Raw genomic sequence first — 20,850 nt, 5'->3', positions numbered from 1 at the left:
CTTGGAACGCTAAGTTACGCTGCTGTGAGGCACCCCGGCAGTGCTTTAGTGTGACGATCGTAGGCCCGTTTGACATCCTCCCCCTCCTTCGGAGAGGGGGATTCCAACCCAGATGGGTTGAGGTTCACGGGTGCTCGAACGGCCGGTAGCCGCTGTCACCCCTCCGGCACCGGCTGAATGCCGGGGGCGAGGAATCCCGCCCTGTCCTGCCGCGACGTTGTTTGCTGCGTTCTCGTCGGCGTTGCAGGTGAACCCGCAGGAGACACAGACGAAGTCGGCTTGGCTCTTGCGCGACTTCTTCTCGATCCATCCGCAGGCGGAGCAACGCAGGGAGGTAAAGGGTGCGGGGACATCCTCGACCCGGCCCGGAGCCTTGTGCTCCGTGCGTCGGCGGAGCAGACCCCAACCCTGGGCGAGGACCGCCTGGTTCAGCCCGGCCTTCTGTTTGACCTTCGTGCCGGGATACTCGACCGTTCCCTTCGCGGAAGCGGTCATGTTCTTGATGTTCAGCTTCTCGAACCGGATCAGGTCACAGGTGCGGGCGAGCATCGTGCTGGTCTTCTCGCACCAGTCCTTGCGCCGGTCAGTCTCCCGCGCCTTGAGTCGTGCGACCGCCGCGTACTCGGCGGTCTTCAGATCGCTGCCCTTCGGGGCGCGTGCCGCCCGACGTTCGTGCTTGCGGATCTGTGCCCGCTCCTTGGCGGTGAGCTGCGGGCAGTTCAGCTTCCGGCCGTCCGACAGGGCGGCAGTGATCTTCACGCCCCGGTCGATGCCGATGACCTTGCCCGTGCCGGGTGTATCGATCGAGTTGGGGACGATGGCGAATGCGATGTGCCACCGGTTGTTCTTGTAGGTGACGCGGAAGGTCTTGGCCTGTGGCAGATCTCGCCGGGTGAGCCGGAACCGGACCCAGCCGCATCCGGGCACCTTGACCTGGGCCCACCGTCGGTTGAGCTTCTGCACTACGACGGATCGGCCCACGACCTGTTTGCCCGTCTTGGCGTTCAGTTTCGGGGAACCGTCCGATTCGAACTCCGGTACCCGGTCGGTGCCGATGACCCGGAACCCCTCGTGCACGTACTTCTTGCGCCAGGTGGGTTCGCCGAAGCCGGAGGTGAACTTGGCATTCCTCGCCTTTGCGAAATCCTTCAATGCCTGCTGTTGCACATCGGCGTTCCCAGCACGCAGCCATGCGTTGTTGTGCCGGGCCTCGGTGAGCCGGCGGCACTGCTCGACGAAGCCAGGCGCGGACTTGCGTCCGGGCCTCCAGTGCATGTGTTGCTCGACAGCGAGGTTCCAGACGTACCGCGCATGCGCGCAGTGCAGCAGCATTTGCTGTTCCTGGTCGCTCGTGGGATACATGCGAAACCTGCTCATGCACCCATTGTGGGTGCACTATGGGTGCATGGTCAAATTCTCTGGGTCTAGTCTGGGTGCGTGGTGAACTTCAATCTCAGGCTTCCCGACGACCTGCACATGGCCATCAAGGCTGCCGCCGAGCGTGAGGGGCGATCCGCCCACGGACAGATGCTGTGGTACCTGCGACGCGCGATCGAATCGGACGGACAGCCGGATCGCTCTCAGGGCGACCCGGCTGCCCCTGCCCCGCTCCGTGGTGGCGGGCATTCTCCCCGGTCCTGAAGGACCGGCATCCTGCCCGCAAGATCAGTGGACGACTGAATGACAGGACGGTGGCAATGTGCGCGCCTCGTTGATCCAGATCGCCGTGGACGAAGACGAATCGGTCGCATCGCGTCGGGGGCGAGTGGCCTCGCTCGTACGGGATCAGGTCGGTGCCGACCTCGTGGTGCTGCCCGAGTTGTGGACCACCGGCGCGTTCGCGTTCGAGGAGTTCGGGCGGGAGTCCGAACCGCTTCAGGGGCCGACGTACGAGGCCATGGCGAAGGCCGCGAGTGACACGGGCGTGTGGCTGCACGCCGGTTCGATTCCGGAGCGCGCGCCGGACGGGACGCTCTACAACACCTCACTCGTCTTCTCTCCCTCCGGCGACCTGGCCGCGTCCTACCGCAAGATCCACCGCTTCGGCTTCGACAAGGGTGAGGCCGTGCTGATGGGGGCGGGCGAGGACCTGGTGACGGTGCGTCTGCCCGACACGACCGTCGGTGTGGCGACCTGCTACGACCTCCGTTTCCCCGAGCTCTTCCGCGGTCTCGTCGACGCAGGTGCCCAGACCCTTGTCGTCCCGGCGGGCTGGCCGGAGCGCCGCCGGGCGCACTGGACGCTGCTGGCCCAGGCGCGGGCGGTGGAGAACCAGGCGTTCGTGCTCGCGTGTGGAACGGCCGGGACGCACGCCGGGGTTCCGCAGGCCGGTCACTCGATCGTGGTCGATCCGTGGGGCGAGGTGCTGGCCGAGGCAGGCGCCGACGAGGAGGTCCTCACGGTGGAGTTCGCCCCGGAGAAGGTCACGACGACCCGCGAACAGTTTCCGGCGCTCAAGGACCGGGTGCTCGGGGTGGCGGCGCCGCGTCGGTGAAGGCGGGGTGTGGTCCGCGCCCAGGGTTTTCGCCCCCTCCGCCCCTTCCCGTCCCGTCCCTGGGGGCTGCGCCCCCAGACCCCCGCTTCGGCCCGGAGGGCCTCGTCCTCAAGCGCCGGACGGGCTGGGTTTGAGTCCCGTTGTTCCTCAAGCGTCGGACGGGCTGGGTTTGAGTCCCGTCGTTCCTCAAGCGCCGGACGGGCTGGGGTTCAGTGCCGTCGCTCCTTCTCCGCCAGGTGGATCACGCAGACCGCCACCGCGATCAGCAGTGCCGGGTCCGCGTCCTCCCGGACGACGTCGACTCCGTACGTCTCCCGGACGTGCAGCCAGCGGCGGGAGACGACGGCGAGCAGTCCGCCGTCGTACTCGACGGCGAACTCGCGGTCGAGGATCTTGCCGCTGACGTCGAGTTCGGTGCTGCCGTCGGCCAGGGCCACCCGGTAGTGGTTGCGCAGGAGGGAGAGCCGTTTGCGGCGGATCGTGGCGAGCGGTTCACCCTCCCGTTCGATCACCATCGTGTCGCGCACGGCGAACATCTTCTGGCGGATGTCGATGAGGACGCGCCCCTGCGTGTCCTTCAGCTCGAAGGTGTCCCGCAGGCGCATCGCCTTGCCGTCGACGAGGAACACCCTGTTGCCGTGGTCGTCCTCGATCCAGTAGTCGTCACCGATGCCGAGGATCCGGTCGCGTACGAGGAATCTCATGACACCAGGGCTTCCCCGCCGCCCGGTCCGAAACGCCGCCGATAGGCCGAAGGGCTGAGTCCGGTCTCGCGCCGCACGCGCGCGCGGAGGTTCGCGGCCGTCCCCAGCCCGCTGCGGGCCGCCACCACGTCCAGCCGTTCCTCCCCGCGCTCGATCAGCCGGCACGCGAGCGCCACCCGCTCCCCCGTCAGCCAGGCCAGCGGGGTCGTCCCCAGCTGTGCGCGGAAGCGCCGGTGCAGGGTCGCCGGCGACACCGCCGCCCGCGCCGCCAGGCCGGCCACCGTCAGCGGCTCCCCCAGCCGCTCCTGCGCCCAGGCCAGCAGCGGCCCCAGCGACTCGTCCGGCACCTCGGGCACCGGCCGCTCCACGAACTGCCGCTGCCCGCCGTCCCGGTGCGCGGCGAACACGAGGCGCCGGGAGACGTGGTTGGCGACCTCGGCGCCGTGGTCGCGCCGTACGACATGCAGGCCGAGGTCGAGGGCCGAGGCGCTGCCCGACGCGGTGAGGATGTCGCCGTCGTCGACGAACAGGACGTCAGACTCCAGGTGTACGCGCGGGAAGCGTGTCCGGAAGGAGTCCGCCCACATCCAGTGGCAGGCGGCCCGGCGACCGTCCAGCAGCCCGGCCTGCGCGATCGTGAACGCCCCGGAGCAGAAGCCGACGAGCCGGGCGCCACGCGCGTGTGCCCGGCGCACGACGTCCAGGACGCGCGCGGACCGCGGGGCGTCGGTGTCGGGCCGGTTCGGCACGATCAGGGTGTCCGCCTCTTCGGCCGCTTCCAGCCCGGCGACCCCGGTGAGCGTGAAGAACCCGTCCCGCATACGGGTCGCGGGCTCGGCGGCGCACAGCCGGAAGTCGTAGAGCTCCCGGCCCAGTTCCGGTCGCCGCAGCCCGAAGATCTCGATGGCGCAGCTCATTTCGAACGGGTTGGAGTTCTCGTCCACGAGCAGAACGACTGTGTGCGGCTGAGAGGATCCTTGCGGCATGTGCGATTTCTAGCACTCGTACGGCGGTCCGGGCACCCCGCACGATGACCCCATGAGCAGCGAACCCGTCTCCCTCCCCCAGGCCCTCGCGTCGTTCGCCGACCTGTGGAGCCCCCGCATCGTCACCGCCGTCAACGACTACGACGTACGCATCGCCAAGGTCGAGGGCGAGCACGTGTGGCACGTCCACGACCACACCGACGAGTTCTTCCTGGTCCTGGACGGCGAGCTGCACATCGCCCTGCGGGAGACGGACGGCGAGCGCACGGTCGTCCTCCCCAAGGGCTCGGTCTTCACGGTCCCGCGCGGCACCGAACACAAGCCGTACGCCCCGCGGCCGACGGCGATCCTCGTCCTCGAACCCACCGGCACCCTCACCGTCGGCGACCGCCACGACGAGGTACCGGACCATGTGGACGCAACCACGGGGCACGCGCTGGCCTGAACCGTCACCGAAGGGAGGTCGCGGCGCTTTTCACTGCCGTGAGCAGGGCGTTCAGGGCGGTACGGGTCGGCGACAAGATCGAGGCCGGGGTGTCGCTTTCGCGGAGGTGGACGGTGGTGGGGGTGGCGGATATCTCCAGGCAGTTAGTGTCGGCGCCGCCTCCGGAGAACGACGATTTCTGCCAGTGGAGGGCTTCGGACACGGGGGAGTTCCTTCACATTTCCTGGGCGATACGGCGGATGAGGTCGAGGGAAGCATCCTGCGGAAGGGCCGCCTTGTCGATGCTCTCGAAGAGGGTTCGGTAGCGGTTCAGCCGTGCTGTGGCGTCGATGAACTCGGCACCGTGGGTCGTGTCGATCTGCACGGTGTCGAGTTGGGGCACGACTCCGCCAACGTACTGCATGGGGTAGCCGGCCCCCGCGAAACCCTCGGCAGAGAAGGGGATCACGCGAAGGGTGAGCGATTTCCAATCAGATGCCTCAAGAAGGCGTTCGAGCTGGACGCGGGTGACCTCGGAACCGCCGACGCGCATACGCAGCGCGGCCTCATGGATGACGACGTCGTAAGGTTTGCCCGACTCCGGTACCTGTCGACGCCGCATCCGGAACGAGATGCTGGCTTCGCGGTCCGCCTCCGGAAGGCTGGGTTCCACGAAGAGTGAGGCCGCGCGGGCGTGCTCCTCGGTCTGGAGGACTCCGGGGATGTGCACTACCTCGAATGAGCGGACGTACGACGCGTGTCGCTCCAACTCGGCTAGGTCGAGCGCCTGAGGAGGCAACACGCCCCGGTACTCCTCCCACCAGCCCTTGAACTGCGGCACCGCCATCTCGACCAGCGCGGCCACGAGTCGGCTGTCGTCGCACTCGTAGAACCCGGCCAACCTGCGCAGCCGCTGCTCGCTGATTCCGAACCGACCGGATTCGATGTGGCTGATCTGTGTCTGGTTCACACCGAGGAAGGCGGCGGCATCCCGCGACTCAATGCCTGCCGCCTCGCGCAGCTTGCGCAGTTCGGCACCGAGTCTGCCCTGTCGGGCTGTAGGGCTGACCCTCGGCGGCATCGTGTCCTCCTCGTTCGTCGTACTTTTCCGGATCAGTTGAGGCGTATCAGGCTGAGCCGCTACGGTCGTAACGCACCTAACGGAGGGTGCCCTCGCGGTCACTCATCCGCAACTCGCGCATGCCCACGCCTCGTTGGCAGTGCCACCTCGACCATCGATATCGGGGCGCCGGACAGCAACGCGGCCGGGATCGCGCAACCCCATCACCCCCACCGGAGTTGCTGCCCCATGCCCTCGTACACCCTCATCTGCCCACCCCTCGATACGTCCCCCCACATCGCCCGAGACTTCGTCGCCACCGTCCTGCGCACCCTGGAACTGGACGGCACCCTCGTCGAGGACGCGATCCTCTGCACCTCCGAACTCGTCACCAACGCTTGCGTGCACGCCAAGGGCGACGGCACGGTGCTGTGGTTGGCGGTGGATGAAGGGCGGCTGAGAGTGGTGGTATACGACGGGGACGAGAAGCCTCCGGTGATAAGGGAATTGCCGGCGGAGACGTGGGAGCAGGGCGGCGGCCGCGGCCTCTGTCTGGTGGACGCCGTCACCGAGGGCCGCTGGGGACACGGCCCGGACGTCCCGTACGGCGGGTACGAGCACCGGCATCGGGACGGCAAGGCGGTGTGGTTCGACCTACCTGTGGATGTGCCTGTACGACGCCCGACCGCACCATGACCGACCGGCCGCATGGCCGACGAAGGGTGAGGGAGATCAGCGCAACGCCCCCACCTCCCGGATCACCCACACCTAGGATGGCCCGCATGGCTATCGAAGGCGCGCAGACAGCCCCCGACGTGGTGGAGGACGTGTTCGAGGGACACGCCATGGACATCGAGGTCGAGGATACCGGCGAGGACACCACAAAGATTCGGCGGCCGTGGAACCCAGACCAGATCCGGGTGAACACCAGCCAGTTCTCCCTGCGTAACATCCTCGACCAGATCGACGAGAAGTCCATCGAACTCGCTCCGGACTTCCAGCGGTTGCAGGTCTGGCACTCCGGCCAGAAGTCCCTGCTGGTCGAGTCCCTGCTGCTGCAGATCCCGTTGCCCGCGTTCTACTTCGCCGAGGACGCGGACGGGTCGTTCCGGGTCGTGGACGGCCTTCAACGGCTGTCCACGCTGCACGCCTTCGTCCGGGGCGGGGAGGCCGGCTTCGCCCTCGGGAAGCTGGAACACCTGGTTGACCTGAAGGACCTGCGCTTCAGCGATCTTCCCGTGCCGTTCCAGCGGCGGATCAACAACACCCAGCTGATCGTCAACGTGATCGATCCGACGACGCCGCGCGGGGTCACGTACGAGATCTTCAAGCGGATCAACACCGGGGGGACCCCGCTCAACGCCCAGGAGATCCGGCACTGCATGAGCAGTCCGCGCAGCCGGGACATCCTGCACCGGATGACCCACACGGCCGCCTTCGCCAAGGCCACCGGAGGCCGCCTCACCGACCACATGCGGATGAACGACCGGGAGATGGCCCTGCGGTTCGCCGCATTTTGGCTGAAGGACGTCGAGGCGTACATGGAGCGGCCGTTCATGGAGATGTTCCTGATGGACGCCACCGAGATGCTCGACTCACCGCAGCAGGTTCCGGACGAGCGGGTGGCGGAACTGGAGGCCGCCTTCGAGCGGGCGATGTCCCACGCGTACCTTGTCTTCGGCGAGCACGCCTTCCGCAAGTGGCCGGAGGGGGACGAGTACCGCCGCCCGATCAACCGCGCTCTGTTCGAGACTTGGTCCATGGCGCTGGCCGACCCCGACCACACGGCCGCCGATCTGCGCGCGCGCCGCGAGGCGATCGTGAAGGCCGCCCGCGAGCGGATGACCAAGGACGTCACCTACCTCAACGCCATCACCTCGTCCACCGCCGACCGCAACCGGGTGGCTTACCGATTCACGGCCGCCACATTGGACTCGCGAGTCGGCCTGTGATCACTTCCCTGGAGATCCGGGGCTTCAAGCGGTTCCAGTCCGAGTCGTTCGCCCTGCGCCCTCTCACCGTCCTGACCGGAGTCAACGGCGGCGGCAAGAGCACTGTGATCCAGTCCCTGCTGCTGGCGAGGCTGGCCAGTACGTCGGGCGCTACGGCAGGCGGCACGGTCCGGCTGAACGGCCCGCTCGGGCTGGCCCTCGGCGAGGCCCGGGACGTGCTGAACTGGACGGCCGACGCGCGGGAGATCACCGTACGGCTCGGCGGTCCGGACGGGGAGTCATGGGTGTACGTCTTCGGTCTGCCCGACGCCGAGCAGGCACTGCACCTCGATGTACGGCGGCTGCCGGTGGCACACGTGCCCGGCATCGGGCCGAGCGTTGCGGACCCCGCTTTTACCTACCTGTGCGCCGAGCGCCTCGGCCCACGCGACACGCTGGCCGTGTCCGCCGAGGAACCCGATCGTATCGGCGTAGGAGTCCGGGGCGAGTTCACCGCACAGGTGCTGGCGCTGCGCGAGTCCCGTGCGGTCAGCCCTCGCAGCCCCCGCGGGGAGGTCAGGAGCCCGCTGCACCACCCGGAAGCAGCCGGTCCACAGCTGAGGGTCCAGGCCGAGGCATGGGCCTCGCAGATCATCCGCCCGCTGCAGATCACTGCCCGGGTGGCCGTGGGAATCATGGCCGGGACGATCCGGTTCGGTGAGACGGGTCTGAGCGGAGAGGAGATCCGCCCTGCCAACACCGGCTTCGGCGTCTCCTATGCGCTGCCGGTCGTCGTCGCCGGCCTGCTCACCGAGCCGGGTGACCTGCTGATCGTGGAGAACCCGGAGGCGCATCTGCATCCGGCGGGACAGTCCCGGCTGGGCCGGTTCCTCGCGCGGGTGGCGGGTAGCGGGGTGCAGGTCGTGGTGGAGACGCACAGCGACCATGTCCTCAACGGAGCCCGTCTCGCCGTCGCGCAGGACCGCTCCCTCCCGGCGGAGGACATGATCACGCACTATTTCGACCACGACCGGATCCTGCCCATCGACATCAATGACAGGGGCGAACTCAGCCACTGGCCCAGCGGCTTCTTCGACCAGATCGAGACCGACCTCGGGAGGCTGGCCCGTGCCCGACGCGGCAGGTAGGAACGAACAGGACTTATTAGGTGACACCTCAGCCGACGAGACTGCCGAGGCTGACGACGACTACCGCGTCGTCGTCGGTGAGGAGTGCTTCGACTGGCGGGAGCTGACGGAATCCGGCCTGGGGGACGCCCTCGACACGCTCGCGGAGCTGCTTCAGCCCTTGGCCGACGGCCGTAAGGCCGCGTTCATGGATCCTGCGTACGACGTCGAGTGCCGGCCGTCGGTCAAGCTGATTGACGCCCTCTACTCCCCGGACGGCGGACTGCCCCGTGATGAGCGGGTCCGTTTGCAGGAACTGCTGGGCAAGTGCCGGCGTCTGGAACCGGACGAGGCGGACCTGCCCCAGCCGCTCCGTGCGGCCGACGGCCCCTGGAGGGAGCCGTCCTGGGGCACGGCCCACGCCCTGGCCCGGGCAGCGACAGGCCGGGCCATGTCCTGCCTCCTCATGCCGTACGCCACACAGCCCGACTGGCCGTCCGGATGGCTCACCGTCGCGCGTACGACGGAGACGGGCTACGACGAGGTGAAGATGCACGTCCTGCGGATCCCGGACGACGCACCGGGGTTCTGGCGAGGCCTCCTCACTCACGAGGACGTCCCGGCCGAGCGATTCTTCGCCTTTACCCAGGACGCCTTCCCCCGGCTGCTGTTCGCCGAATCCCTGCGCCTGCACCACTTCAAAGGCACCTACGCCGAAGTCCTGCCCTGGCTGGTGAAACTGCTCGGCGCACTCGACGACCACTTCACCCGGACACTGGCCGACTGCGGCGGCGACCAGAAGCAGGTCATACGGCGGTTCGGCGCGCTGGGGCTCGACATCTCCCCCGAGAGCCCGAACACGAAGAAGAACGCAAGGGCGTGGGAGCAGCGCAACGTCGACTACGACGAAAGCACCTACCGTTGCGAATGGCACGGCAAGCGGCTGTGGGATCGCGACCGTGTGCACTTCTCCCTGCCGATCCCCGCGTACGGTGACCGGATCCTCGTCGGGATTTTCGTAGGGCACCTGGCGACCTGAGCCAGCCCAGCCGCGCGGAGTGGGAACGGGGCGCAGGGTGAGGGTGCGGGAACCGATCTCCCCCGCACCCTCGAAGCACGTCGAACTCGCCCTGCCGTACCGCAGTGACCTCCCGGTCAGCGGCGGCGCGGGCGCGGTGCCAGCTTGTACAGGGCCACGCCCGCGGCCATCAGCGTGGTGGCCGTGACCATCAGCGCCATGCTGTTCACCCACAGGCCGGTGGCGGCCAGGGTGGCGCCCCCGGCACCGGTGGAACCGACGCCTATCACTCTTCCGTACATGGTCGTTCTCCTAGTGGTGTGGTGCGGTGGTCCGTGGGGGGCGGTTCACGTGGCCACCCACTTCTCCTCGCTGCGGCGCAACAGGCCCCACAGCGACGTGAAGTAGATGGCGTGCTGGAACAGGTCGTAGAACATCTCGGGGATCATCAGCGCCGCGACCAGGACGGCACGGGGACCCGCCCGGCGCACCGAGACGATCTTCTCGACCATGAAGAGCAGGCCGATCGCGGTCCAGAACGGGGAGAAGCCGGGCCAGCCGTACAGCGTCGTGTACGTGATCATGAAGGTGATGTAGACGAGGAAGGACAGCGCGCCGAAGCCCATCAGGAACTGCTGGGCGAAGTAGCGGGCGGTGACCCGGGTCCAGCCGTAGTCGCGCAGGTTCTCCAGGGCGCCGCGCTGCCAGCGCAGCCGCTGGTGCCACAACTTGCCCAGCGTGGGCATGACCTCGGTGGTGACCGCGCAGCCGGCCGGGGACATGGCCCGGTAGCCGAGGGTCTTGACCGCCTTGGTCATCTCGTCGTCCTCGGTGAGCGAGGCGAGGCTGTAGTAGCTCGTGCCGCCGCCGATCACACCGTCGCGGCGGGCGGCGCGCACCTCGCGCAGCACCCGGGCGCGGAACATGGTGCCGGTGCCGGTGAGGACCTGCGCCTTGCCGCCGGTGCGCTCCAGTTCCCAGGCGTAGCGGTGGAACTCCATGCGCTGGAGCAGGCCGAGGAAGCCGCCGCCCTCCTCGCCGTAGAAGACGCCGCCGATGGCGCCGACCCTGCGGTTGAAGGTGGCGAGGGCGGTCTCGGCGAACCACGGGTTGAGCACGGTGTCGGCGTCCTGCACGAGCAGCAGGTCGCGGTCGTCCAGGTGCGGCAGCATCCAGGCGATGGCCTGGTTGAGGGCGCCGGCCTTCTTGTGGGTGTTGCCCTGCGTGTGGAAGACCTGGGCGCCGAGGGACGCGGCGACGAGGGCGGTGTCGTCCGTGCAGTTGTCGGCGATGACCACGACGAGGTCCGGGGGCCGGGTCTGGTTCCACAGGCCCTGGATGGCGGCCGCGATGCGGTCCTGCTCGTTGTGGGCCGGTATCAGTGCCGCGACGCGCGGTACGGGCCCGGGGTTCTCGGGGGCGGCGTGCGCGCGGCGAGCGGCGTGGCGGCCGGAGATCCGCTGCCGCGGATCGTGTGCCGGAGCGGACGCCGGGGCAGCGAGGTCGAGCACGTGGAGCCCCCCGAGGTACTGGTGCAACGGCCCGGCACTGCATCCCCCCGGGCCTCAGACCCTCCACTCTTCACGATATTCACACAAGCGCACAAGATGCCCCCGGTTACGAAATGCTCAAGGTTGTCTCCGCATGCCCTGTGCATCCCGCTCCGGGGGTCCTGTGCCGCTGCAGTGCGTGTGCCCCGATTGGGGTGTCGCTGCCTGCCGATGCGTCATACCGTCTGCCGGTCAGACGCCGTAGCCGTCGCTGTATCCGTTCCGCCTGCTGTGGGGCCGTTCCTCTTCGACGACCGGCGTGTTGGGCGGCATCACGACGCGCCTGCGCCGCGCGATGCTGCTGAAGGTGCTGACGCCGATCAGTCCGACGACCATCAGGATGATGCCGACGAGGTCGAGGTTGACCCCTTGCATGTCCCAGTCGGTCGCGAACGTGAGGATGGCGCCCACGGCGATGAGGATGATGCACCCGCCGAGGCCCATGAGTGTCGCCTCCCTGTCCGGTCCGGTCGATCCGGTCCGGAACTGCGGGTACCCCGTCTGTCAACCCCCATGCCGCGGGGAACCGTTCGAGCCGGAAGCTACCCCGCCAGGAACGCCACCAGCGCGTTCGCCAGCAGATGCGGGTCGTCCGCGCCGCACAACTCCCGTGCGCTGTGCATGGACAGGATCGCCACACCGATGTCGACGGTCGTGATGCCGTGGCGGGCCGCGGTGATCGGGCCGATCGTCGTGCCGCACGGCATGGAGTTGTTGGAGACGAAGGTCTGGAAGGGCACGTCCGCCCTCTCGCAGGCGGCGGCGAACAGCGCGCGCCCCGAACCGTCCGTGGCGTAGCGGTTGTTGACGTTGACCTTCAGGATCGGGCCGGCGTTGACGCGCGGGTGGTGCGTCGGGTCGTGCCGTTCCGCGTAGTTGGGGTGGACCGCGTGGCCCGTGTCGGAGGACAGACAGACGGTCCCCGCGAAGGCTCTCGCCCGGTCCTCGTAGGACCCGCCGCGCGCGAACACCGAACGCTCCAGCACGCTCCCGAGCAGCGGCCCGTCCGCGCCCGTGTCCGACTGCGAACCGTTCTCCTCGTGGTCGAAGGCGGCGAGCACCGGGATGTACGGCAGGTCGCCGGCGGCGGCGAGCGCGGCGAGCGCGGCGAGCGCGGCCACCCCGGAGTGCACGGACAGGAGGTTGTCCATGCGCGGCCCGGCGACCAGCTCGCCGTCCCGGCCCAGGTGGGCCGGCGGCTCCACGGAGTGCGTCATCAGGTCCCAGCCGGTGACCTCACCCGCGCCGATCCCGGCCTCCTCCTCCAGGAAGGCGATGAGATCGCCGTCCCGGACGTCGCCGCCCAGCCCCCAGATGGGCTGCAGGTGCCGCTGCTTGTCGAGCTTGAGGCCCTCCGCCGACACCGAACGGTCCAGGTGGATGGCGAGTTGGGGCACCCGCAGCAGCGGCCGGTCGACGTTCACCAGCCGCGTCGAACCGTCCCGCAGGGTCAGCCGGCCCGCCAGGCCCAGATCGCGGTCCAGCCAGGAGTTCAGCAGCGGCCCGCCGTAGATCTCCACGGCCACCTGCCGCCACCCGTGCGCCCCCGTGTCGGGCCGCGGCTTGACCCGCAGGTTCGGCGAGTCCGTGTGGGCGCCGACGATCCGGAAGGGGGTGTGCGGCAGGGCGCCCTCGGGCACGTACCAGGCCACGATCGCCCCGCCGCGCAGCACGTACCGGCCGCCGGTCGTCCCGTCCCACGCGTCCGTCTCCGCGACCTGTCGGAATCCCGCCTTCTCCAGGCGCTCGGCCGCGTTGGCCACCGCGTGGTACGGCGAGGGGCTCGCCGCCAGGAAGGTCATGAGGTCGTCGGTGTGGCCGCGGTCGAAGCGGGAGGGTGCGCTCATGGGGTTCACCTTAACGACGTACGAGGGCCCGCTCCCGGCGATGCGGAGCGGGCCCTCGTAAGGACGGTGTGGAGGTCCGGACGGCTGGTCTGATGTGTCCTAGAACGCGGCCTCGTCCAGGTCCATCAGGTCCAGCTCCACTCCCTCGGCGACCTTGCGGGCCAGGGTGACGCCCGGCAGAACGTTGGCCGCGAAGAACTTCGCCGCCGCGATCTTGCCGGTGTAGAAGGGCACGTCCTTGGAGGAGGCCGTCTCCAGCTTCTCGGCGGCGATCGCGGCGCCCTTGAGGAGCAGGTAACCGACGACCACGTCACCGGAGGCCATGAGCAGGCGGGTGGTGTTCAGTCCCACCTTGTAGATGTTCTTGACGTCCTGCTCGGTGGCCGCGAGGTCCGTCAGCATCAGGCCGACGATCGCCTCCAGCTCCACGGCCGCCTTGGCGAGGTGCTCACGGGCGCCGGACAGGGCCTCGCCGCCGGTGCCGAGCGCCAGGAACTTCTTGATGTCCTCGGCGAGGGAGTTCAGCGCCGCGCCCTGGTTGCGGACGATCTTCCGGAAGAAGAAGTCCTGGCCCTGGATCGCGGTCGTGCCCTCGTACAGGGTGTCGATCTTGGCGTCGCGGATGTACTGCTCGATCGGGTACTCCTGCAGGAAGCCGGAGCCGCCGAAGGTCTGCAGGGACTGGGCGAGCTGCTCGTAGCCCTTCTCGGAGCCGTAGCCCTTGACGATGGGCAGGAGCAGGTCGTTGAGGGCTTCCTCGGCCGAGGCGTCCTCGCCGTTCGCCCTCTTGACCGCGATCGTGTCCTGCACCGACGCGGTGTAGAGGACCAGGGCGCGCATGCCCTCCGCGTACGCCTTCTGCGTGATCAGCGAGCGGCGGACGTCCGGGTGGTGCGTGATGGTGACCTTGGGCGCGGTCTTGTCCATGAAGTTGGCCAGGTCGGGGCCCTGGACGCGCTCCTTGGCGTACTCCAGCGCGTTCAGGTAGCCGGTCGACAGCGTGGAGATCGCCTTCGTGCCGACCATCATCCGCGCGGCCTCGATGATCATGAACATCTGGCGGATGCCGTCGTGCTTGTCGCCGATCAGCCAGCCCTTGGCGGGGTGCCGGTCGCCGAAGGTCATCTCGCAGGTGTTGGAGGCCTTCAGGCCCATCTTGTGCTCGACGTTCGTCGCGTACACGCCGTTGCGCTCGCCCAGCTCGCCGGTCTCGACGTCGAAGTGGTACTTCGGGACGAGGAACAGGGACAGGCCCTTGGTGCCCGGGCCGTGGCCCTCGGGGCGGGCGAGGACGTAGTGGAGGATGTTCTCCTCCATGTCGTGCTCACCGGACGTGATGAAGCGCTTCACGCCCTCGATGTGCCAGGAGCCGTCGTCCTGGGGGATCGCCCTGGTACGGCCGGCGCCCACGTCGGAGCCCGCGTCGGGCTCGGTGAGCACCATGGTCGAACCCCAGGTCCGCTCCACCGCGAGCCGCGCGATCTTCTTCTGTACCTCGTTGCCCTCGTCGTAGAGGATGCCGGCGAACGCCGGGCCGGAGGAGTACATCCACACGGCCGGGTTGGCGCCGAGGATCAGCTCCGCGTACGCCCAGACCAGGGTCGGGGGAGCGGTCGTACCGCCGACCTCCTCGGGCAGGCCGAGGCGCCAGTACTCCGACTCCATGAACGCCTTGTAGCTCTTCTTGAACGACGGCGTCACCGGCGCGGTGTTCGTCTCCGGGTCGAAGACCGGCGGGTTGCGGTCGGCGTCCGCGAAGGACTCCGCCAGCTCGTTCTCCGAGAGGCGGGTCATCTCCTCGAGGATGCTCTTGGCAGTCTCGGTGTCCATCTCTTCGAACGGACCGGTCCCGTACAGCTTGTCGCGCCCGAGGACCTCGAAGAGGTTGAACTCGATGTCGCGGAGATTCGACTTGTAGTGCCCCATGGCGACGGCTCCGTAGCGGATCGGCGGGTCGGCGAGGCACTGGCTCCTCGCACCTAGTTCACGTACCAACAAGTAGCTACCGATGATGCTACCCGTCGGTAATAAGAAGCAACCCCGATCCGACATCTGTGACAGGTCACACCGGAACCGTCAGCGTCGCCGTGTATCCCTTCTCGACGCTGCCGGTCGTCGTCGCCAGCTGCTGCTCGTGGCCGTCGCTGAAGATGCCGTCCGTCTCCAGGGAGAGCCGGCCGAGGTTCGTCACGCTCCCGCTGTAGCCGTCCGTGGCGTACACCGTGTCGCAGACGTCCTGGGCGAAGGCGAGCTGCGAGGTGTTCGTGATGGACGTCGCCGCGGTGGCGTCGTCGAGGCTGCCGTAGACCTCGAAGTGGACGTGCGGCCAGCGGCCCGGGTAGCAGCCGGGGAAGATGCTCGTGAAGGTGACCTGCCCCTTGTCGTCGGTCTCCTGGACGCCGCGCAGGTAGTTCTCGTCGCTGACGCCCTCCGAGTACAGCGAGTAGTCGCCGTCCCGGTCGCAGTGCCAGACGTAGACGGCGGCGCCCGCCTTCGGGGTCCCGCAGCCGGCGGCCGCGTCCACGACCGTGAGCGTGAGGGTCAGGGGCACGCCCTCGGCGGTGCCGCCCGCGGAGTCGCCGAAGCTGCTGGTGATGTCGCTGCGGACGACCCCGCTCTCCTTCAGGACGTTCACGCCGTTCGACCCGTCGCCGGGGAAGGGGCCGGCGGTCTCGTCGGGGATCGTCGCGCACTCGGGAGAGGTTCCCGCGGCGGCGGAGCTCCCGGCGGCGGAGGGCGAGCCGGACGAGGCGGCAGAGGGGGCGTCCTCGGTGGTGCAGCCCACCAGCGGTACCAGGCTCGCCCCCGCCATCAGCCGGATCATCCGGCGGCGGGCGAGGACGGGAAGGTCGTAGGAGAGTCCCCTGTCGTGCTCGTGGAGTTCGTCGCCGTGGTGTCCGTGCATGGCTGTCCCCTTGCCCGTGTGGCTGCCGTTCCGGTGCTTTTATCTGACATGGCAGACGTTATGAGCCGTGGCGGCGAGAACACCAGGCCGACGGCTGTCAAGTCACTGTCGATCCCCTGTCGGTTTGCCGACCCTCCCCGTAGCGGCCCGCTCCCCGGCCGCTCTCGGTACTCTTGCGCGCATGTACGGCTACGACCAGAACGTCGGTGCACAGCAGGGGTACGCCCCGCCGCAGCAGCCCATGTCCGGCGGCGTCGGCGGCTACGGCCAGCAGCCGCCGCTCTACCCCGAGCCGTCCCCGCCCTCCCTCGCGGACGCGGTGCGCGCCTTCACCACCGGGCAGATGTCCGCCGAGGACTTCCAGCAGGTCTTCGCGACCTCGAAGGTCTACTGCCCGCGCGGTGACAACCCCGGCTTCCTCGCCCTGCACAACACCCAGCAGCCGGTGATCCCCATGTTCACCTCGCTCAAGGAGCTGCGCCGGTACGCGGGCAAGGAGTCCAAGTACTTCGTCATCACCGGCGCCGAGGTCATCGACCTGCTCCCGACCGGCTACGGCTTCGTCCTCGACATGGAAGGCGAGCATCGCATGGTCTTCGACGCGAAGGCCGTGGAACAGATGGTCGAGTTCGCGATGCGGCGGATGTACGGCTGATCGTCACTCCGGCCGGCGCAGCGCCAGGCCGTCGAGGACGACCTCCAGGCCGTACGCGAACTTCCCGTCCCGCACGGCCACGGGGTCCCGGGTCGCGGCGGTGGCATCGGCGTAGCCGCCTTCGAGGTGGGCGTGGCCGGCCGCGGCCTGCTGGGCGGCGGGCAGGAGGCGGGCGATGAAGTCCGCCTCACTCTCGCCGGAGCGGGCGATGGTGGTGAGCCAGGCCGCCTCGGTGGTGCTCATGCCGACGACGTAGGCCATGACCGTCTCGATCGCGCGTTCCGGCTCCAGGAACCCGGCACCCTTGAACAGCGCGGCCAGCCGATCGGAGAAGGACATCAGGTTCGGGCCGAGGTAGGCGAGTCCGGCCTGGCCGAGCACCGAGGACAGCCAGGGGTGGCGTAGCGCCGTCGTACGGAACGATTCCGCGGCCTCGGTGACGGCGGCACGCCAGTCGGGGCCGTCCGCGGCCGGTACGTGGATCTCGGCGGCGACCTCGTCCACGGCGAGCTCCATCAGCTCGTCCTTGGTGGCCACGTGCCGGTAGAGGGAGGTCGCGCCGGCGTTCAGGCGGGCGCCGAGCTTGCGCATGCTCAGGGCCTCGATGCCGTCGGCGTCCAGCATGGCGACGGCTTCACGGACGATGGCGTTCCGGTTGAGGGCGGGCTGGTCGGCCCTGGGCTGGGGGCGGGCCCACACGGACGGGATGGGGTTCTGCTTCGTCGTCTTGGCTGCCATGTCACTCCTCACGCGACCTGCTGCGTACGTCGTTCGCATCGAGCGTACAGCGTTAGTTGGTTGCGCACACTGTTCCGTCATGCGTACAGTGTGCGCATCGAAGGAACGGTGTTCGCGAAGGGGAGTCCCATGGAAGCCGAAGCCCGCAACCCACGTCGTTGGTGGATCCTCGTCGTGCTCTGCCTGAGCACGCTGGTCCTGGTGGTCGACAACATGGCGCTGACCGTCGCGGTGCCGGCGATGACCGAGGACCTCGGTGCCAGCGCCCAGGACACGCAGTGGATCCTCGACTCCTACATCCTGGTGTTCGCCGGTCTGCTCCTGACCTCCGGCAGCCTGGGCGACCGCTTCGGCCGCCGGAAGGTGATGCTGATCGGCCTGCTGCTGTTCGGGGCCGCCTCGCTGGCGGCGTCCTTCTGCACCAGCCCCGGCGAGGTGATCGCCGTACGCACCGCGATGGGTGTCGGAGGGGCGCTGATCATGCCGTCGACCCTCTCGATCCTCATCACGGTCTTCGACGAGGAGGAGCGCGGCAAGGCGATGGCGGCCTGGGGCTCGGTGTCGATGCTGGGCCTGGTCGGCAGTCCGGTCCTGGGCGGCGTACTGATCGAACACTTCTCCTGGCAGGCGATCTTCTTCATCAACGTGCCCGTCGTCGCGCTCGCCCTCGTCGCCGGTGTCACGCTCATGCCGGAGTCGAAGGCGCCCTGGCAGAAGGCCGACCCGCTGGGTGCGGTGCTGTCCGCGACCGGCATGACGGCCCTGGTCTGGTGGATCATCGAGCTGCCGCAGCACGGCGCGCTCGGCGGCCGCTCCACCCTCACGCTGGTGGTGGCGGTGCTGTCCCTGGCGGGCTTCGTGATCTGGGAGAACGTCACGAAGTCCCCCATGGTCCCGCTGGTCCTCTTCAAGCACCGCAACTTCAGCGGCGGCTCGCTGTCCCTCGCCCTCGTCCAGATCGGCAACGGCGGTCTGCTGCTGGTCCTCACCCAGTACCTGCAGTTCGTGCTCGGCTACTCGGCGATCGAGGCGGGCCTCGCCTTCCTGCCGCTGGCGGTCGCCGCGCTGATCGGCAACGGGGTCGGCGTCAAACTCTCCGCGGCGATCGGCAACCGGTTCGTGATCCTCGGCGGCATGCTGCTCATGGTCGTCTGCTTCGCCCTGATGGCCACGGTGGACGCCGACTCCGGCTTCACGCTCCCGGCGGTGGCCCTGGGGCTCCTCGGCCTCGGCGCGGGCCTCGCGATGCCGGCCGCGGTCGCCGCGCTGATGGGCACCATCCCGGCCGACAAGGCGGGCGTCGGCTCGGCGCTGAACGACACCATCCAGCAGGCCGGTACGGCTCTGGGCATCGCGATCCTCGGCTCGCTGCTGTCGAGCGGCTTCAGGGCGGAGATGCCGGCGGACGCTCCGGAAGGGGCCGGGAACTCGATCGCGGAGGCGCTGGCGGTGGCCCAGGGGGACAGCGGGCTGGTGCGGGCGGCGCGGGAGGCCTTCACCGCGTCGATGTCGACGACCTTCACCGTGAGCGCGATCGGTGTGCTGGTGGCGGCGGTGCTGGCGGCGGTGGTGATGCGGGACGGGAAGAAGTGGCCGCAGGAGCGGCAGGCGGGGTCGGAGGCGGGTTCGGATGCCGAGGCGGGTCAGGCCCTGGGTTCGGGCTCTGATTCGGTGAAGGAGTCCGAGCTGATCGCCTGACCTGATTGAGTTGGGCCGGGAGGCCGGTGCCCTGGGAAGGGTGCCGGCCTCGGGCGTTGGCCGCCGGCACGGCCGAAAGGCGGGAATGGTTTCCCGTGTTCCGGGGTTGGAGGTGGCAGAAAGTTCAACGCTCAACTAAACTCGGAGCACAAGGAGGTACCGACATGCCTGCAGTGACCGTCGAGAACCCGCTGACGCTGCCCCGCGTCGCCGCGCCCACCGACGCCGTGGCCCGTCCCGTGCTCACCGTCACGACCGCGCCGAGCGGTTTCGAGGGTGAGGGCTTCCCGGTGCGCCGAGCGTTCGCCGGGATCAACTACCGCCATCTCGACCCGTTCATCATGATGGACCAGATGGGCGAGGTGGAGTACGCGCCGGGTGAGCCCAAGGGCACGCCCTGGCACCCGCACCGCGGCTTCGAGACCGTCACCTACATCATCGACGGCATCTTCGACCACCAGGACAGCCAGGGTGGCGGCGGCACCATCACCAACGGCGACACCCAGTGGATGACCGCGGGCTCGGGCCTCCTGCACATCGAGGCCCCGCCGGAGGCGCTGGTCATGTCCGGCGGGCTGTTCCACGGGCTTCAGCTCTGGGTCAACCTGCCTGCCAAGGACAAGATGATGCCCCCGCGCTACCAGGACATCCGCGGTGGCCAGGTGCAGCTGCTCACCTCGCCGGACGGCGGCGCGCTGATGCGCGTGATCGCCGGTGAGCTGGACGGTCACCAGGGTCCGGGTATCACCCACACCCCCATCACCATGGTCCACGCGACGCTGGCCCCGGGCGCGGAGCTCACGCTGCCGTGGCGGGAGGACTTCAACGGTCTCGCGTACGTCCTGGCGGGCAAGGGTGCGGTCGGCGCCGAGCGGCGTCCCGTCCACATGGGCCAGACGGCCGTCTTCGGCGCCGGTTCCTCGCTGACCGTCCGCGCGGACGAGAGGCAGGACTCCCACACGCCGGACCTCGAAGTCGTGGTCCTGGGCGGACAGCCGATCCGTGAGCCGATGGCTCACTACGGGCCCTTCGTGATGAACACGCGGGACGAACTGCAGCAGGCCTTCGACGACTTCCAGAAGGGGCGGCTGGGGACGATCCCGGCGGTGCACGGGATGTCCGAGGGTGGCCTGTAGAAGTCACCGAAGGCGGGGTCCGGGCAGACCGGGCCCCGCCTTCGGTGTCCAGGGCGCCGCAGCAGCGATCCGCTGTCCCTGCTCTCGTTATCCGAACATGCCGGGCTGGTAGTCCCCGGCGGGCTGCTGGACGATCACGTTCAGGCGGTTGTAGGCGTTGATGACGGCGATGAGGGCCGCCAGGGCGGCGAGCTGTTCCTCGTCGTAGTGCTTCGCGGCGTTGGCCCAGGCCTCGTCCGTGACGCCGCCGGCCGCGTCGGCGATGCGGGTGCCCTGTTCCGTCAGCTCCAGGGCGGCGCGCTCGGCCTCGGTGAACACCTTGGCCTCCCGCCACGCCGCGATCAGGTTGAGGCGGGTCGAGGTCTCCCCGGCGTGGGCGGCGTCCTTGGTGTGCATGTCGGTGCAGAAACCGCAGCCGTTGATCTGACTGGCGCGGATCTTCACCAGTTCCTGCGTCGCGGCCGGCAGGGTCGTGTCCGAGACCACCTTCCCCGCCGAGTTGATGTGCCTCAGGAACTTGGCCGCGACCGGGCTGCCGAAGAGGTTCAGTCGTGCGTCCATGGTGAACTCCTGTGTG

At 68.8% G+C, this 20,850-nt stretch carries 22 protein-coding genes; 9 read left to right on the top strand and 13 right to left on the bottom strand.

What is annotated here, in order from left to right; translation table 11 throughout:
* Nucleotides 1–45 precede the first annotated feature (45 nt).
* Nucleotides 46–1,332, bottom strand: a complete 1,287-nt coding sequence (locus ACZ5XS_RS29835) for an RNA-guided endonuclease InsQ/TnpB family protein (protein WP_468656461.1) — start codon at nucleotides 1,330–1,332, stop codon at nucleotides 46–48.
* Nucleotides 1,333–1,699: 367 nt separating this feature from the next.
* Between ACZ5XS_RS29835 and ACZ5XS_RS29830 the strand changes: the two genes are divergently transcribed.
* Nucleotides 1,700–2,494, top strand: a complete 795-nt coding sequence (locus tag ACZ5XS_RS29830) for a carbon-nitrogen family hydrolase (RefSeq protein WP_468656459.1) — start codon at nucleotides 1,700–1,702, stop codon at nucleotides 2,492–2,494.
* A 209-nt stretch (nucleotides 2,495–2,703) separates the two neighbouring features.
* Here ACZ5XS_RS29830 and ACZ5XS_RS29825 read toward each other — a convergent pair whose 3' ends face one another.
* Entirely contained in the window at nucleotides 2,704–3,198 is a 495-nt protein-coding gene (locus ACZ5XS_RS29825; RefSeq protein ID WP_468656457.1) for an LURP-one-related/scramblase family protein, read from the bottom strand.
* Nucleotides 3,195–4,184 carry a helix-turn-helix domain-containing protein gene (locus tag ACZ5XS_RS29820; protein WP_468656455.1) on the bottom strand — a complete coding sequence of 330 codons (990 nt, stop codon included), beginning with the start codon at nucleotides 4,182–4,184 and terminating at the stop codon, nucleotides 3,195–3,197. Before ACZ5XS_RS29820 ends, ACZ5XS_RS29825 begins: the two co-directional genes overlap by 4 nt.
* A 52-nt stretch (nucleotides 4,185–4,236) precedes the next feature.
* Here ACZ5XS_RS29820 and ACZ5XS_RS29815 point away from each other — a divergent pair, with 52 nt between their 5' ends.
* Entirely contained in the window at nucleotides 4,237–4,629 is a 393-nt protein-coding gene (locus tag ACZ5XS_RS29815) for a cupin domain-containing protein (RefSeq protein WP_468656453.1), read from the top strand.
* Between the two features lie 4 nt (nucleotides 4,630–4,633).
* Here the strand turns inward: ACZ5XS_RS29815 and ACZ5XS_RS29810 are convergent, their stop codons facing one another.
* Together ACZ5XS_RS29810 and ACZ5XS_RS29805 are read right to left on the bottom strand one after the other, a co-directional pair.
* The gene (locus ACZ5XS_RS29810) at nucleotides 4,634–4,831 is read right to left on the bottom strand and encodes a DUF397 domain-containing protein (protein WP_468656451.1); all 198 of its coding nucleotides are present in this window, start codon (nucleotides 4,829–4,831) and stop codon (nucleotides 4,634–4,636) included.
* A 12-nt stretch (nucleotides 4,832–4,843) separates the two neighbouring features.
* On the bottom strand, nucleotides 4,844–5,689 hold the full coding sequence (locus ACZ5XS_RS29805; RefSeq protein ID WP_468656521.1) for a helix-turn-helix domain-containing protein: 846 nt from the start codon (nucleotides 5,687–5,689) through the stop codon (nucleotides 4,844–4,846).
* Nucleotides 5,690–5,917: 228 nt separating this feature from the next.
* On the opposite strand from ACZ5XS_RS29805, the gene ACZ5XS_RS29800 reads away from it, so the two are divergent.
* From ACZ5XS_RS29800 to ACZ5XS_RS29785, 4 genes are all read left to right on the top strand, one after another.
* Complete coding sequence (locus tag ACZ5XS_RS29800) at nucleotides 5,918–6,364, top strand: ATP-binding protein (protein ID WP_468656449.1); 447 nt, start codon at nucleotides 5,918–5,920, stop codon at nucleotides 6,362–6,364.
* Between the two features lie 86 nt (nucleotides 6,365–6,450).
* Nucleotides 6,451–7,620: a DUF262 domain-containing protein gene (locus tag ACZ5XS_RS29795; RefSeq protein ID WP_468656447.1), complete on the top strand. Its 1,170-nt coding sequence runs from the start codon at nucleotides 6,451–6,453 to the stop codon at nucleotides 7,618–7,620.
* The gene (locus ACZ5XS_RS29790) at nucleotides 7,617–8,747 is read left to right on the top strand and encodes an AAA family ATPase (RefSeq protein WP_468656445.1); all 1,131 of its coding nucleotides are present in this window, start codon (nucleotides 7,617–7,619) and stop codon (nucleotides 8,745–8,747) included. Before ACZ5XS_RS29795 ends, ACZ5XS_RS29790 begins: the two co-directional genes overlap by 4 nt.
* A complete protein-coding gene (locus ACZ5XS_RS29785; RefSeq protein ID WP_468656443.1) occupies nucleotides 8,728–9,765 on the top strand; it encodes a hypothetical protein in 1,038 nt (345 codons plus the stop codon). Before ACZ5XS_RS29790 ends, ACZ5XS_RS29785 begins: the two co-directional genes overlap by 20 nt.
* A 116-nt stretch (nucleotides 9,766–9,881) precedes the next feature.
* Here the strand turns inward: ACZ5XS_RS29785 and ACZ5XS_RS29780 are convergent, their stop codons facing one another.
* The 6 genes from ACZ5XS_RS29780 to ACZ5XS_RS29755 form a co-directional block, all read right to left on the bottom strand.
* Nucleotides 9,882–10,046 carry a hypothetical protein gene (locus tag ACZ5XS_RS29780; RefSeq protein ID WP_468656441.1) on the bottom strand — a complete coding sequence of 55 codons (165 nt, stop codon included), beginning with the start codon at nucleotides 10,044–10,046 and terminating at the stop codon, nucleotides 9,882–9,884.
* A 45-nt stretch (nucleotides 10,047–10,091) separates the two neighbouring features.
* Entirely contained in the window at nucleotides 10,092–11,201 is a 1,110-nt protein-coding gene (locus ACZ5XS_RS29775) for a glycosyltransferase family 2 protein (protein ID WP_468656519.1), read from the bottom strand.
* Nucleotides 11,202–11,486: 285 nt separating this feature from the next.
* Entirely contained in the window at nucleotides 11,487–11,738 is a 252-nt protein-coding gene (locus ACZ5XS_RS29770; protein ID WP_217242978.1) for a DUF6458 family protein, read from the bottom strand.
* A 98-nt stretch (nucleotides 11,739–11,836) separates the two neighbouring features.
* Nucleotides 11,837–13,141: a M18 family aminopeptidase gene (locus ACZ5XS_RS29765; protein ID WP_468656439.1), complete on the bottom strand. Its 1,305-nt coding sequence runs from the start codon at nucleotides 13,139–13,141 to the stop codon at nucleotides 11,837–11,839.
* Between the two features lie 99 nt (nucleotides 13,142–13,240).
* Complete coding sequence (locus ACZ5XS_RS29760) at nucleotides 13,241–15,067, bottom strand: acyl-CoA dehydrogenase (RefSeq protein WP_468656517.1); 1,827 nt, start codon at nucleotides 15,065–15,067, stop codon at nucleotides 13,241–13,243.
* Between the two features lie 136 nt (nucleotides 15,068–15,203).
* Complete coding sequence (locus ACZ5XS_RS29755) at nucleotides 15,204–16,046, bottom strand: intradiol ring-cleavage dioxygenase (RefSeq protein WP_468656437.1); 843 nt, start codon at nucleotides 16,044–16,046, stop codon at nucleotides 15,204–15,206.
* Between the two features lie 181 nt (nucleotides 16,047–16,227).
* Between ACZ5XS_RS29755 and ACZ5XS_RS29750 the strand changes: the two genes are divergently transcribed.
* The gene (locus ACZ5XS_RS29750) at nucleotides 16,228–16,701 is read left to right on the top strand and encodes an SseB family protein (protein ID WP_217242974.1); all 474 of its coding nucleotides are present in this window, start codon (nucleotides 16,228–16,230) and stop codon (nucleotides 16,699–16,701) included.
* A gap of 3 nt (nucleotides 16,702–16,704) precedes the next feature.
* Here ACZ5XS_RS29750 and ACZ5XS_RS29745 read toward each other — a convergent pair whose 3' ends face one another.
* Nucleotides 16,705–17,439, bottom strand: a complete 735-nt coding sequence (locus tag ACZ5XS_RS29745) for a TetR/AcrR family transcriptional regulator C-terminal domain-containing protein (protein WP_468656435.1) — start codon at nucleotides 17,437–17,439, stop codon at nucleotides 16,705–16,707.
* Between the two features lie 129 nt (nucleotides 17,440–17,568).
* On the opposite strand from ACZ5XS_RS29745, the gene ACZ5XS_RS29740 reads away from it, so the two are divergent.
* Both ACZ5XS_RS29740 and ACZ5XS_RS29735 read left to right on the top strand, forming a co-directional pair.
* On the top strand, nucleotides 17,569–19,137 hold the full coding sequence (locus ACZ5XS_RS29740) for an MFS transporter (RefSeq protein WP_468656433.1): 1,569 nt from the start codon (nucleotides 17,569–17,571) through the stop codon (nucleotides 19,135–19,137).
* Between the two features lie 164 nt (nucleotides 19,138–19,301).
* Entirely contained in the window at nucleotides 19,302–20,273 is a 972-nt protein-coding gene (locus ACZ5XS_RS29735; RefSeq protein ID WP_468656431.1) for a pirin family protein, read from the top strand.
* An 87-nt stretch (nucleotides 20,274–20,360) separates the two neighbouring features.
* On the opposite strand, the gene ACZ5XS_RS29730 is transcribed toward ACZ5XS_RS29735, so the two are convergent.
* Nucleotides 20,361–20,834 (bottom strand): carboxymuconolactone decarboxylase family protein, encoded by a 474-nt coding sequence (locus ACZ5XS_RS29730; RefSeq protein ID WP_468656429.1) that lies wholly within the window; start codon nucleotides 20,832–20,834, stop codon nucleotides 20,361–20,363.
* Nucleotides 20,835–20,850 lie beyond the last annotated feature (16 nt).

The organism is Streptomyces sp. NPDC033131 (genome assembly GCF_055578365.1).
This window is presented reverse-complemented; position numbering and strand designations above follow the sequence as displayed.

Bases quoted from the DNA above. Each gene is read 5' to 3' on its own strand.
- ACZ5XS_RS29835 (WP_468656461.1), bottom strand. From the start codon at position 1,332: ATGCTGCTGCACTGCGCGCATGCGCGGTACGTCTGGAACCTCGCTGTC.
- ACZ5XS_RS29825 (WP_468656457.1), bottom strand. From the start codon at position 3,198: ATGAGATTCCTCGTACGCGACCGGATCCTCGGCATCGGTGACGACTAC.
- ACZ5XS_RS29820 (WP_468656455.1), bottom strand. From the start codon at position 4,184: ATGCCGCAAGGATCCTCTCAGCCGCACACAGTCGTTCTGCTCGTGGAC.
- ACZ5XS_RS29815 (WP_468656453.1), top strand. From the start codon at position 4,237: ATGAGCAGCGAACCCGTCTCCCTCCCCCAGGCCCTCGCGTCGTTCGCC.
- ACZ5XS_RS29805 (WP_468656521.1), bottom strand. From the start codon at position 5,689: ATGCCGCCGAGGGTCAGCCCTACAGCCCGACAGGGCAGACTCGGTGCC.
- ACZ5XS_RS29800 (WP_468656449.1), top strand. From the start codon at position 5,918: ATGCCCTCGTACACCCTCATCTGCCCACCCCTCGATACGTCCCCCCAC.
- ACZ5XS_RS29795 (WP_468656447.1), top strand. From the start codon at position 6,451: ATGGCTATCGAAGGCGCGCAGACAGCCCCCGACGTGGTGGAGGACGTG.
- ACZ5XS_RS29780 (WP_468656441.1), bottom strand. From the start codon at position 10,046: ATGTACGGAAGAGTGATAGGCGTCGGTTCCACCGGTGCCGGGGGCGCC.
- ACZ5XS_RS29770 (WP_217242978.1), bottom strand. From the start codon at position 11,738: ATGGGCCTCGGCGGGTGCATCATCCTCATCGCCGTGGGCGCCATCCTC.
- ACZ5XS_RS29765 (WP_468656439.1), bottom strand. From the start codon at position 13,141: ATGAGCGCACCCTCCCGCTTCGACCGCGGCCACACCGACGACCTCATG.
- ACZ5XS_RS29760 (WP_468656517.1), bottom strand. From the start codon at position 15,067: ATGGGGCACTACAAGTCGAATCTCCGCGACATCGAGTTCAACCTCTTC.
- ACZ5XS_RS29755 (WP_468656437.1), bottom strand. From the start codon at position 16,046: ATGCACGGACACCACGGCGACGAACTCCACGAGCACGACAGGGGACTC.
- ACZ5XS_RS29750 (WP_217242974.1), top strand. From the start codon at position 16,228: ATGTACGGCTACGACCAGAACGTCGGTGCACAGCAGGGGTACGCCCCG.
- ACZ5XS_RS29745 (WP_468656435.1), bottom strand. From the start codon at position 17,439: ATGGCAGCCAAGACGACGAAGCAGAACCCCATCCCGTCCGTGTGGGCC.
- ACZ5XS_RS29740 (WP_468656433.1), top strand. From the start codon at position 17,569: ATGGAAGCCGAAGCCCGCAACCCACGTCGTTGGTGGATCCTCGTCGTG.
- ACZ5XS_RS29735 (WP_468656431.1), top strand. From the start codon at position 19,302: ATGCCTGCAGTGACCGTCGAGAACCCGCTGACGCTGCCCCGCGTCGCC.
- ACZ5XS_RS29730 (WP_468656429.1), bottom strand. From the start codon at position 20,834: ATGGACGCACGACTGAACCTCTTCGGCAGCCCGGTCGCGGCCAAGTTC.